We start from the raw sequence: 12,846 nt of genomic DNA, 5'->3' as shown, positions 1-12,846 counted from the left end.
TTAATTCAATACTATGACTATACCAGCTATCTGTTTCGGAGAAATTTTGTGGGATGTGCTACCAGACGGTGCTCAGCCTGGTGGTGCCCCGTTAAATGTGGCTTATCACCTCAACAAATTAGGGCTGCCTGCCAGCATCTATAGCAAAATCGGAGATGACTACAATGGAGAAAAATTGTCAGACCTTTTAGACCAATGGGGGATCGATAGAACCCTGCTTCAGCGAGACCAGACTTACCACACAAGCGAGGTTATTGCTACCGTTGGTACAAATAATGAGGTTTCTTATGAAATCGTTTTTCCTGTGGCCTGGGATTTTATAAGTTATCAAAACGAGACTTTCAACGCCTTAAACGGAAATTCGTATTTCGTATATGGCAGTCTGGCAGCCCGGAACAACGTAACCAGAGCTACTTTATTCAAGTATCTGGAAAGCGATGCTATTAAAGTTTTTGATATCAACCTTCGCCCGCCATTTTTTAACAAAAGTCTTTTAGAAGAACTATTGTCGTACGCAGATATTGTTAAATTGAATGAATCTGAACTTCATATGGCACAAATCCTGTTTGGAGGAACACAAGAGAACGAAGCTGAACAGGTTAAGTTTATTCAGGAAAAATTCAATATCAAAGAAGTGATCATCACCAAGGGCGAATTCGGTGCGTCATACTATAAAGGTAGAGCTTCTTTTAACGCCTGGGGATCGGAAGTAAAAGTAAACGACACCATAGGTAGTGGAGATTCCTTCCTCGCGGCATTTATTGCTAATCATCAGCTTGGTGTAGATCCGAAAATCTTAATCCGGAATGCAGTTGGAATGGGTGCATTTATAGCGACTAAGAAAGGAGGATGCCCCGACTACCAGATAGCGGAATACAAAAGTTTTGTCGCACAAATATTTTAATACTAACCAAAAAACCAAATATAATCATATGAGAAAAATTTTACTAACCTGGCTCATTGCCCTGGTGGCAATGGGAGCTGCGTTTGCGCAATCCAGGACTATTAATGGGATCGTTACAGACAGCGAGTCCATTCCGCTGGAAGCCGTTACAGTAGCGGTTGTAGGCACAAATAAAGCTGTGACAACCGATACCAAAGGCGCATTTTCTATTGCGGTAGCTACCGGGCAATCTTTGCGCTTCATGTATATCGGAACTGATCCACTTACTTACCCAATAACCTCAGAATCTGCAAACCTCAGGATTAAACTGGATGTTGCAGTTAATAAATTGAATGAGATCGTTGTAACCGGTTATCAGAAGGAGCGAAAAAAAGACATTACCGGCGCCGTAAATGTTGTTGATGTGGCTAAGATCAAAGACATTCCCTCGGGTAATGCCGTGAAGTCCCTTCAAGGACGTGTTCCGGGAGTGCTGATCACTACTGATGGCTCCCCAACAGGACAGGCAACCGTTCGGATTCGGGGAATTGGTACTTTAGGTAATAACGATCCGCTCTACGTAATTGATGGTGTGCCTACGAAAAATGGCCTGGAACAACTCAATCAAAACGATATCGAATCCATACAAGTCCTTAAAGATGCCTCATCAGCAACTATATATGGGTCAAGAGCCGCAAATGGGGTCATCATCATCACAACAAAAAAGGCGAAGAAAGGATATTCAAAGATTGATCTCAATGCCTCAACATCTGTTCAAAATTACGCTACGAAATTAAAAACTCTAAATACAGAAGAACGTGGCAGAGCGTATTGGCAAGCGGCTGTAAATGATAAAGCCAACCCGAATAACAATCAGATCTATCAGTACGACTGGAACAATAATTTCAACAACCCAGTCCTTAATCGTGTAATCTTACCAGAATATATTGATGCAGCTAAAACGATGAGACCTGCTGATACCTATTGGTTTGATGAAATCTCACAAAATTCAATTATCCAGTCTTATGATTTATCCCTTTCAAATGGTGGAGAAAGAGGAAATAGCCTGTTTTCATTTGGGTATTATGACAACAAAGGTATCGTTAGGGATTCAAGAAGTCAGAAATACACAGGAAGATTCAATTCTGATTATAACTATTTAGATAATAAACTGAAAATAGGAGAGAACTTCTCTGTCAGCTACATCAAAAACGCATTAATCCCATCTAGTGACGTTCTTTTTGCCTCCCTGGTTCAACAACCAATCGTACCTGTACATACAGTAAATGGTGGTTGGGGTGGGCCAGCTGCGGGTATGACCGACAGACAAAATCCTGTTCGCTTAATTGAGGATAATACTCAAAATAAATTCAATTTCTTCAGGTTGTTTGGAAATGCCTATGCCGATTACCAAATTATTCCTGGCTTAAACTTCCGGACTAATTTTGGTGTGGATTATAATGGAACCTATCAGCGCTTACTAAAGAAATCATACACCTCAGGATTTCTTGCAGATCCCGCCAACCAGGTGAGCAACTCACAAGCCTATCAGGGTAACATCATTTTGCAAAACACGTTAAACTACAAGGTTACAAAGGATAAACATAACTTTGAAGTGTTGCTGGGGCAGGAATACATTAAAAATCTAAACCAGGAGTTTTCGGCAAGCAGACAAGGTCTGGCCATCGAAAATATTGATTATGCATACCTCAATGCCGGGACAACAAATACATTAAACGGTGGAAGTGGTGCTGGAAACCGCTTGTTATCTTATTTTGGCAAGGTTAACTATAGCTATAACGACAGGTATATTGCTTCGGTTACTTTGCGTAGGGATGGATCTTCGCGTTTTGGTAAAGAGAACCGTTACGGAACGTTTCCAGCATTCTCCTTGGGATGGAGACTAAGCGAAGAAAAGTTTATCAAGGATCTATCCTTATTCTCAGATCTTAAACTCAGATACGGTTGGGGAAGATCTGGTAATCAGGAAATTCCTAACAATGCAACGCGATCACTGTATTCTGCAATTTATGGTACTGATCCAACCTGGGATTTCGATCGTGGAACAGCGTATGATATCACTGGCGCAGGCACAGGCCAATTGCCATCCGGCTTTGCCTCAATCCAACAGGGAAACGATTTGCTGAAATGGGAATCGCTGCAGGAATCGAATTTCGGACTTGACTTTGGTCTTTGGAATAATACACTTACCGGATCCCTCGATTACTTCATCAAAAAAACCTCAGATATTTTAATCAGTCCGGCATACCTTGCTGTGCTCGGCGATGGAGGTAATAGCTATAGCAACGGTGCTTCTTTACAAAATAAAGGTTTGGATGCAATTCTTACCTATGAGCATAGAGTGAATAGCGACTTCGGGTTTAGCTTAACCGGTAACTTTTCTTTGTATAGAAATAAGGTAACCTACCTCCCTAAAGATGTACTCGCTTCGTATCCTGGAAATGGTACTGACAAAAACGTGTTGGGCAGGCCAATAAATTCTTACTTCGGATATGTGGCTGATGGCTTGTTTACTTCTCAGTCGGAAGTTGATAACTATGCCAATCAACCGGGCAAAGGATTAGGACGCATCAGGTATAAAGACTTAAACAATGATGGTGTTATCAACGATCTAGACAGAGATTTTATTGGTAACAACAGCCCTAAATTCACCTACGGACTAAACGTGTCGATCAACTACAAAAATTTCGACATGAGCTTCTTCTTACAGGCAATTCATGTAGATGTAGTCAATGATTTTAAAACATATACTGATTTCTCGTCCCTATGGACTGGTACCAACTGGGGCAGCAGAACATTGGATGCATGGACACCGGCAAATCCGGGCTCAACGATTCCGGCATTGACCTTGGTAGATCGCAATAACGAGGGCAGGTTCTCGACCTATTTCATAGAAAATGGTTCTTACCTCAAGCTGCGTAATCTGCAAATTGGCTACGACCTGAAAAAAGCATTTAATATGAAAGTCCAGGGTTTCAGAGTATATGCCCAGGGCAGTAACCTGTTTACCATTAAAAGCAAAGCCTTTACCGGGACGGACCCCGAAATTCCTAATTATGGATTCCCTGTGCCTGTTGTAGGCACCCTGGGTATAAATATCACCCTTTAATTCTACAGACGATGAAAAAATTAATATATATACTGATCGTATTATCAGCATTCCTGGGTTCATGCGAAAAAGCACTGGATGAACCCGCTCAAGGTGTAGTTTCGGGCGAAGACCTGAATACCCCCGAGAATATCGACAAAATGGTCATTGCTGCGTATTCGGCGTTAGGCAATGATCACTATACCTCGCCTTACTCCAGCATGTGGCCGTACGGAAGCGTTCGTGGTGGCGATACTTATAAAGGTGGAGATGGTCCTGGCGACCTTTCTGAGTTCCATTTATTTGAGACCTTCTCGTTAAACAGACCTGATAATGCACTGCTGGATCAATTATGGTTCCGACTGTACATCGGAGTTGGAAGGGCAAATGATGCACTTAAAAGAGTTGACGCTTTAACCGAAGCGGCTTATCCTGCCAAAGCACAGCGCATTGGAGAGCTCAGGTTTTTAAGGGGCCATTTTTATTTTTTATTAAAAATCTTGTATAAATATGTCCCTTACATCGATCAGAATTTAGCAAAAGCAGATTATCCAACGATTTCAAATAAAGCGCTCAGCAATGATGCGCTATGGACTAAGATTGCGGATGATTTTAGAGCCGCTGCAACAAGTTTACCTGCGGATCAGTCTGATAAGGGTAGAGTAACTAAGGCAGCAGCCAAAGCTTATCTGGCAAAAGTGCTATTGTATCAAGCCTATACCCAAAATGAAAATAATGCTGTGGGTACAATCGATCTTGCCAAACTAAATGAAGTGAATGCACTCTGCGATGAAGTAATTGGATCGGGTAAATTCAGTTTAAGTGCAGACTATGCCAATAACTTTTTGGCAGCATCCGATAATGGTCCCGAATCCGTATTCGCCATTCAGTATTCTAAAGACGATGGTACTCCTAAGGGAAGGGTTGATTATGGCCATGCCTTAAACTATCCAATGAACCAGGAATACGGATGTTGCGGTTTTAATATTCCGAGTCATGATTTAATCAATGCTTTTAAAACAGGTTCCGACGGACTGCCACTGTTCAATACCTACAACACAACAGACGTTGCTGCATCTCTCAATTTTCAAAGCAGTTCTTTTGATCCTCGTCTTGACCATACTGTTGCCAAACCTGGTGCTCCGTTTAAATACAAACCTACTTTCGTATTTCAACGTTCATGGGCACGCGCACCAGCTATCTACGATGCCTTTGCCAGCATGAAGGAAGCTGTGTTGCCAGATGATCCATCCTTTCAAAAGATTCCTCCATTTATTGGTAGTTCCAAGAATTGGGAGATTATCAGGTACGCTGATGTGCTACTCTGGAAGGCAGAAGCTCTTATCGAACTTGGAAAGCCTTTAGAGGCACTAACGCTGATTAATCAGGTTAGAAGCAGATCAAATGCTAGTAAAAACCTCTTGAAAAATGCAAGCGGAAATCCTACTTCAAACTATAATGTGCAGTTGTATCAACCCGGTGTAAACTGTAACTGGACACAGGACTATGCCCGCCAGGCGTTGAGGTTTGAACGTCGCTTAGAGTTTGCTACCGAGGGGTACCACTTCTTTGATTTAGTAAGATGGGGAGTTGCGGCGCAAACAATGAACGCCTACTTTACCACTGAGAAATCTAGGGTGTCACACCTTAATGATGCAAAGTTTACTGCTGGAAGAGATGAATATTTCCCTATCCCTTTAAATCAAATTAATTTTAGCGGTGGTGTTTATAAACAAAATACAGGCTGGTAGGTAATATTGACAATCAAATCGTACGCATATGAAACTTAAATATATTGTACCCATACTACTTTTTTCTATGGTGATCAACCTGGCTGAAACAGAAGCACAGCAACCAGCAGCAGAAAAATACAGGCCAGAATTCCATTTTACCCCTAAAGCGCACTGGATGAATGATCCCAATGGGATGGTTTATGATAACGGAGTATATCACCTGTTTTACCAGTATTATCCCAACGGACTTACCTGGGGGCCTATGCACTGGGGGCATGCAACAACACGCGATTTTTTTAACTGGCAGGAGCAGCCTATTGCGCTTTATCCAGATAGTTTGGGGATGATTTTTTCCGGAAGTATAGTCCTGGATAAGAATAATACCGCTGGCTTTGGTGCGAATGCCATGGTAGCCATCTTTACGCATCACAATCAAAAAATTGAGGAAGCTAAAACTGGGCGCCATCAATATCAGAGTATTGCCTACAGTACCGATCAGGGTGCAACATGGACGAAATATAAAGGCAATCCAGTACTTCCAAATCCAGGGATAACAGATTTCAGAGATCCGAAAGTCATGTGGTATGAGCCCGAAAAAAAATGGATCATGACGCTGGCAACAAAAGATCGAATCACTTTCTATTCGTCTGCAGACTTGAAAAGCTGGAAGAGAGAAAGTGACTTCGGGTCAGACCTGGGCGCACATGGCGGAGTATGGGAATGTCCGGATCTATTTCCATTGCAATACCGGGGAAAAACGATCTGGGTACTGCTGGTTAGTATAAATCCTGGCGGCCCCAACGGAGGATCAGCAACACAGTATTTTACCGGCAGCTTTGATGGGCATCAATTTATCCCCATGTCAAAAACACAAAAATGGCTGGACTACGGTGCCGATAACTATGCGGGGGTAACCTGGTCTAATACTGGCGACCGTAAAATATTTATCGGCTGGATGAATAATTGGCAGTATGCCAATGTGGTGCCAACTAAAACCTGGCGTGGTGCCACAACACTCCCTAGAAACTTGACAATTGACAACGTTAAAGGAGAATTCCTTGTACGTGCTATGCCAGTTAAAGAGTTGATTCCTTTCTGGAAAGCTGTCTATACCAAGCCCACAGTATCTATAGGAAGAGAACTAAACCTATCATCAGCTATTGCGAAATTAAACGGGAAACTTAAGTTGGATTTTACTTTAAGCCACGCCCAAAGTTTTAAAATCGCCTTTACAAATAAGACAGGAAACAAATTGTTTGTGGGCTACAACAAAGCAGATAACAGTTATTTCATAGATAGAACGGCAGCGGGAGTTGCCGACTTCGAACCTGGCTTTGCCAAAAAGCATGCTGCACCCAGATTAACAGATAAAAAACTCATTAAAATCAGCGTAATTCTAGACGCTGCCTCAGTTGAACTTTTTGCTGATGATGGATTAACGGTGATGACCGATGTGTTTTTTCCGGAAACTGGACTTAGCGGACTGACCATATCTTCAGAAGCAGTCAAGTTAAATAACTTGTCGGTCTCAAAGCCGTTAAATGCGGATAGAAAGTACTGATAGACATGGATAGACAAAAAAACAAAAGGCGGCATCAGCCGCTTTTTGTTTTTTGAAGCCACAATCAGCAAACGCTATTTCGTCGCGTAGTTCAAATAACCGCCGTCCACAACGATCTCTGTTCCCGTAATAAAACTTGCCGCATCAGACGCCAGAAATAACACTGTCTTTGCAATTTCATCAGGATCACCAATCCGCTGCAAAGCTGTAGCACCAGCCAAAAAATCTTTCGCTTCTACGGGTACAGCATTTTCTAAACCAGGGGTTAAAATAGGTCCTGGGCTAACAATGTTTACTCGGATTTTTCTTTCCGCCAATTCATTTGCTGCAATCTGCGCAATTTTATTCAGTGCCCCTTTGGTTGCAGAGTATACGCTGGCACCCGAGTTAGCTGCAGTAGCAACCGTCGAAGAAGTGAACACCACTGCTGCTCCATCTGCCAAGTGGAGTAATAACTTCTGTAGTGTGAAGAAATGCCCCTTTACATTTGTGTTGAACTGTGCATCAAAATTTGCTTCAGTTACATTTGCTATTGGCTCAAACGTAGCAATCCCAGCATTCAGGAAAAGTACATCTAACTTGTTCCCGCTTTCCGCAACTGCTTGTTCAAGGATAGTAATGTCTTCTAGTTTTGAGGTGTCAGAAACTACTGTAAACAAGTTAGGGCTGTTTATCTCTGCTGTAGCTTTCTGAAGATTCACCGCACTTCTACCTGTAATCCAAACTTTTGCACCTGCGCTAATAAATGCTTTTGCTGTTGCCAGGCCTATGCCAGTAGTTCCTCCTGTGATAACGACGTTTTTATTTGTAAAGTCCATGATTATATTTCTAAATTTTTATGTCACAAATGTAGGATACCGAAAGTTATTTAGGTTACTTTGTAACTAAAAGTAACAGTAACTTTCGGGTAACAAAGTAACTTATGACTGAAAATGAATGCCAATTAGGCCACAAAAAAGAGATTATGGCCGTCCACGATGCCATGGACGTATTGAACGGAAAATGGAAGGTTTCCATCATTTCTTCAATTTGCTATTATAACAAAAGAAGGTTCTCTGACATTTTGAATGATGTCGAAGGAATATCCAATAAAATGCTGAGTAAAGAGTTAAAAGAACTGGAGATCAACAGGCTTATCAAACGTACCGTCCTGGATACCCAGCCTATCTCCGTTCAATATCAGTTAACGGAATATGGGATGACACTGAAGACCATTATCAATAATTTGGCAGAGTGGGGGACAGCACACCGTAAAATGATTGTAGGTAAATAACGCTGAAATAATAGAAACGATATCGGTTACTTTTTTCTAACGTTTACATTGCGCACAAAGATATAATCGAAGCTTTTCCCATCCCCAGAAATCACGGCTTTTACATTATTTCCACTGCGACTGTAACTGATTTTTTTTGGAAAATCGTGCTCCGGATTTTCACAAGTAAAGCCATTATCTTCTACCGAAGTCAGCTTAAAGTAAACAGGCTTCTTGTCATCACTAAGAACTACCGTGTAGAAAATATCGTTTCCTTTCACAATGAATTCCAGGTTTTCGATAAAAATAACGGCTTTTCCCTTCATAGTAATTCCCTTACCCTTTAACTTTAATTCGGAGATTTTATCCCAGATCTCGTAGCCGGATTGCCCGGCTTTCGCATTTGTACGAGTCCATTTGCCGACCAGCCATTCCAGCTTTTTGAATTTTTGTTTGTTGCTTTCCTGGGCGTTACTCAAATACGCTATGAATAACAAGAAGATTATAGGTAGTAGTTTTTTTGTGCTCATAAATTTTTTTATCAAAAATAAATCACCTCATCGTTCTGGTATTGTACAAATCCGACATACCCCATTATTTGTTTAAAAAGAAGTTTGCGATGTTTTTTTCTTCAAAAAAGTAGGATGAAGGATCTTCACCTGTAAAGGCTTTGAAATTGCGGATAAAATGAGATTGATCATAATATCCGGACTGATAAACAACCTCTGCCCAACTGCTTTTTTTTCCTTGGATTAACTGAAAAATATAGTTGAAACGGATGATCCGGGCGTAGTATTTTGGAGAAAGACCAATATGTTTTTTGAACAGACGTTCTAGTTGCCTTTCGCTAACGCCTGCAGCCAAGGCCATTTCTGAAACTGGAACCATCCCGTTGGAACTGAAAATGAGCTCCAGAGGCGCCCTTAACGGATTTTCTGTTTCGGGTTTTATAACCCCACTAAAAAATTCGTCCAGAACCTGTTTGACAAATGGCTTTTTTTTACTGTAGTCGATGCTGTAGAGAAAACGTATCTTTTCCTTGAGCTCACCGAGCTCTGGATTCGGAAAAGTATCGAGGTCGACAATTTTATCCAGATATTCCTCCATATTCAAACCGAAAATCTGAGTTAATGCTGCTGGCTTCAGCTTGATCGCAATAGATCCTGTGGTACCCGTGTTTTGAAGATAAAAGAATGTTCTTAGCTGACCGGCAAGTAAGTTTGGCGATTGCAACTGCCATGCTCCGCTGATTTTCGATCTGTAAACATCCCTGTAATTAAAAATGATTTCTGTAAAGCCATCTGGAATGATTTTTTCAACCACGGGAATTGGGTCGTCACTATACATCATCCAGTAACATTCAATAAAATCTGCTAAGTCCGGATGTGGCTTAATTTTGGTGAATTCCATTTTACTGGTGTTAAAAATGCAATATACTAATCAACTCAAATTCTTCCACTCCTCATAAGAAATGACGCCAAGTTCAGGTCTTGCCTTACCCTCCAATACTGAGATAAATTCTAGCTGGTGGCCATCCGGATCAAGGAAATAAATCGCTACCGCCGGCATCCATGCGAAAACCATGGGTTGCTCAGATCCGTCCTTTAAAAAATTATAGGGCTTAAGCCCGTTTAACTTCAAGAAGTCTACAGATCTATTCAATATATCTGCTGTATCGCTGCGAAAAGCAAAATGCCTGATGTCGATTTCATCTTTCGGCTTCTCCCAGAGTCCAAGCATAGCCTCTTTTGGTTGCCCTATCCAGAAGAATGCAATCTTACGTTCAGCATCATAATGGCATTGCTCGAGACCAAGAATTGTTGTGTAAAACTCGATAGATTTTTGTAGATTTTCAACGTAGATATGTGTTTCGTAAAGGCCCTTGATCATATTGTAAGATAATATTAGCGATGCCTACAAAGATAGAACCCCGACTCGGACTGCCGTCGGTTTTAGGTAAAACTTATAAAAAGCTTTAAAAAAACTAATCAGCAAATGTATAAGCTTAAACAGGGATAGTCAGTCTGGTTGTAAAATGGGTTTCATCAGTTAATCCATATACAAAAGTTGCAGTTTCTCCATAGGTGTAATTGAGCCTTTTTCTGATGTTCTCTAAACCGGATTTTAGCGTACCCGGCCTCGTATAAAATGAAACCGGATTTCTCGTTTCAACAACTAAAGTTGACTCAACAATCGTTAAGCGAATCGTACCGGGTGATGCTGCTTGCAATAGATCGCCATGCTTAAACATGTTTTCAACAAGTGTGATCAGCATCAATGGAATGATTTTTACATTTAAAATATCGTCGTCATACCAAAGTCTGATATTTAACAGGTAATCTGCCTTCAGCTGGTGGATGTTGATTAATAGTTCAGCCTGACTTATTTCATCGCTCAGTTTAACGGTCTCTGCCTCACAAGAACTTTCAACTGCGTAGCGCATGATGCCCGAAAGTAAACTGATTCCCTCAGCCGCTGCAGGTGCCTTGTCAAGCGCATTATGGTAAATGAAATCCAAGGTGTTAAAAAGAAAGTGTGGATTAATCTGAGACCTCAGGTGTGCATTTTCAGAGCGAGCCAAACTAACGAGATTTTTTAAGCGGTTGTTTTCCAGTTCTTCAGTTTTTTTTCTTTCCTCGAGATAGGTCTTCAAAAAATAATAGCCAGTCGAAAATACAATAAAGTAGCAGGACCGGAATACCGCTGCGAGATAAAACTGATCATCAAACTTGATAGGCCCCTCTTCAAGGATTTTACTGTAGTTGAACATCAGCCACTGGGAGCTAAAGGCAAGGAGTAGATAACAGAAAATTTCGGTCGCAAGCAGCCCGGGTACCTTCCAAATTGCTCCGTTGGGATCCCTCAGGCCGTAACCAAGTGCAACATGTGCATGAAAATAAAACAACGAAATATTTAAGCCATAATTAATCAAATACCTTACAGGGTGACCAAAATGGCCACTATAAAGACCAACTACAATGATTTCATAAAAAAGAAAAACACTCCAGCCGTAGAAATGGAATCTTTTTTTAAAGATCCAATCTTTTAGGGTGATTTTTGTAGTATTCTCGTCTTTTAAAGCGGTAATCATAGCGTCTATATAAATTCCTTTCAATTATTGTATTGTCGACCGATGTTTAGGTAAAAAAGCTATGAAACATTCAGTCAAAATTGTTAAAAGAACATTATTTGTGTTCAAAAGCAAAACATCTAAATCGGATTCGTCAACAGTGCCTACGGATCAGTCAACAGTAACGATAACAATGACTGGCACAGGTTTGTTAAGATGAGCAAGCGATTACAAACGATTTGTTTTAATTGTATGCTGTCTTAAATACTCCATCATCTGCTCACGGTAGAGTTTTCCTATCGTGAGCTCCATGCCGTCTACCATGAAGAGTGTATTACCGTCCACTTTACTGATATGTTCCTGTGAGACGATAAAAGATCTGTGCACCTGCGTAAAGTTCGGTTGATCTTTTAGTACTTCTTTAATCTCAGTAAGACTCATATAAGTGATGACCTGACCACTTATCGTAAAGATTCTGATGTAGTTCTGAAGGCTTTCAACGGCAATTATATCTTTGTATCTGACCTTAGTCATTCCATTGTTGTCATTCTTATTGCGCACAAAAAAATGATCCTCTATTTTTCCTTGTCCGTGGCCAACATCCAGGTCTTTCCGCGGAAAAAGCCTGTTTATACATTCCGCAAATCTCGCGATTGTAAATGGCTTCAGCAGGAAATCATTCGCATGTAATTCAAAAGCCTCGTAGGCAAATTTAGTATGTGAGGTAGTGAAAATAAGTTTGTCAGTTTTATGGCGTATTGCCCTGGCAAGTTCGATACCCGATATAACCGGCATATCTACGTCCATAAAAATAATATCAACCTGGTGTATAGCCGCGATTTCTTCCATCGCCCGTAACGGGTCTGTGTAAATCTGTATGATCTCCAGTCGGGATAGGTTATTGATATAGGATTTGAGTCCGTTAATCGAATGCAAATCGTCATCTACAATTATACATCTGAGTTTCATTGAGGGCATTTATTTATTCTACGCCCTACAATTTAAGGTTTAAGTAGCAAACTAGGAAAAAAAGAATTCCTCTGAGTAAAAATTTTCCTCATTAATGGCGTAATCGTGTTACGAAAATGCTGGGATACGGATATCCGTGTAGGTATCCGCTCCACATGCACCCTAAAAGTACGCAACTTCTGTCCCGTTGCTCAACGTATTCGTCACGGTAAATCATCCGTGTATATAGAATATTAGATTTTGCCGGCTTTCTGATCCCGGGACAGAAA

11 protein-coding genes are annotated in these 12,846 nt (G+C 41.0%); 5 read left to right on the top strand and 6 right to left on the bottom strand.

The window, feature by feature from the left end; translation table 11 throughout:
• Positions 1-13: 13 nt before the first annotated feature.
• From CLV32_RS04190 to CLV32_RS04175, 4 genes are read left to right on the top strand one after another with little or no spacing between them, the layout of a single operon-like run.
• Positions 14-904: a carbohydrate kinase family protein gene (locus CLV32_RS04190; RefSeq protein WP_133552693.1), complete on the top strand. Its 891-nt coding sequence runs from the start codon at positions 14-16 to the stop codon at positions 902-904.
• Positions 905-932: 28 nt separating this feature from the next.
• Entirely contained in the window at positions 933-4,013 is a 3,081-nt protein-coding gene (locus tag CLV32_RS04185; protein WP_133552691.1) for a SusC/RagA family TonB-linked outer membrane protein, read from the top strand.
• 11 nt (positions 4,014-4,024) lie between these two features.
• Complete coding sequence (locus CLV32_RS04180) at positions 4,025-5,743, top strand: RagB/SusD family nutrient uptake outer membrane protein (protein ID WP_133552689.1); 1,719 nt, start codon at positions 4,025-4,027, stop codon at positions 5,741-5,743.
• Positions 5,744-5,771: 28 nt separating this feature from the next.
• Entirely contained in the window at positions 5,772-7,286 is a 1,515-nt protein-coding gene (locus CLV32_RS04175; RefSeq protein WP_133552687.1) for a glycoside hydrolase family 32 protein, read from the top strand.
• Positions 7,287-7,360: 74 nt separating this feature from the next.
• On the opposite strand, the gene CLV32_RS04170 is transcribed toward CLV32_RS04175, so the two are convergent.
• Positions 7,361-8,104 carry an SDR family oxidoreductase gene (locus CLV32_RS04170; protein ID WP_133552685.1) on the bottom strand — a complete coding sequence of 248 codons (744 nt, stop codon included), beginning with the start codon at positions 8,102-8,104 and terminating at the stop codon, positions 7,361-7,363.
• A 104-nt stretch (positions 8,105-8,208) separates the two neighbouring features.
• On the opposite strand from CLV32_RS04170, the gene CLV32_RS04165 reads away from it, so the two are divergent.
• Entirely contained in the window at positions 8,209-8,559 is a 351-nt protein-coding gene (locus CLV32_RS04165; protein WP_133552683.1) for a winged helix-turn-helix transcriptional regulator, read from the top strand.
• Between the two features lie 26 nt (positions 8,560-8,585).
• On the opposite strand, the gene CLV32_RS04160 is transcribed toward CLV32_RS04165, so the two are convergent.
• The 5 genes from CLV32_RS04160 to CLV32_RS04140 all read right to left on the bottom strand — a co-directional run bounded on the left by CLV32_RS04160 (position 8,586) and on the right by CLV32_RS04140 (position 12,577).
• Positions 8,586-9,068 carry a DUF6265 family protein gene (locus tag CLV32_RS04160; RefSeq protein WP_133552681.1) on the bottom strand — a complete coding sequence of 161 codons (483 nt, stop codon included), beginning with the start codon at positions 9,066-9,068 and terminating at the stop codon, positions 8,586-8,588.
• A gap of 64 nt (positions 9,069-9,132) precedes the next feature.
• Complete coding sequence (locus CLV32_RS04155; RefSeq protein ID WP_133552679.1) at positions 9,133-9,948, bottom strand: helix-turn-helix domain-containing protein; 816 nt, start codon at positions 9,946-9,948, stop codon at positions 9,133-9,135.
• A 30-nt stretch (positions 9,949-9,978) separates the two neighbouring features.
• Positions 9,979-10,428 (bottom strand): VOC family protein, encoded by a 450-nt coding sequence (locus CLV32_RS04150; protein ID WP_133552677.1) that lies wholly within the window; start codon positions 10,426-10,428, stop codon positions 9,979-9,981.
• A 115-nt stretch (positions 10,429-10,543) separates the two neighbouring features.
• Positions 10,544-11,629: a sensor histidine kinase gene (locus CLV32_RS04145; RefSeq protein ID WP_133552675.1), complete on the bottom strand. Its 1,086-nt coding sequence runs from the start codon at positions 11,627-11,629 to the stop codon at positions 10,544-10,546.
• A gap of 207 nt (positions 11,630-11,836) precedes the next feature.
• On the bottom strand, positions 11,837-12,577 hold the full coding sequence (locus tag CLV32_RS04140) for a LytR/AlgR family response regulator transcription factor (RefSeq protein ID WP_133552673.1): 741 nt from the start codon (positions 12,575-12,577) through the stop codon (positions 11,837-11,839).
• Positions 12,578-12,846: the final 269 nt, after the last annotated feature.

The organism is Pedobacter duraquae (assembly GCF_004362245.1).
In the GTDB taxonomy this organism is placed as follows: Bacteria; Bacteroidota; Bacteroidia; order Sphingobacteriales; family Sphingobacteriaceae; genus Pedobacter; species Pedobacter duraquae.
The sequence above is the reverse complement of the archived record's forward strand: the minus strand, read 5'-3'. Positions and strand labels throughout refer to the sequence as shown.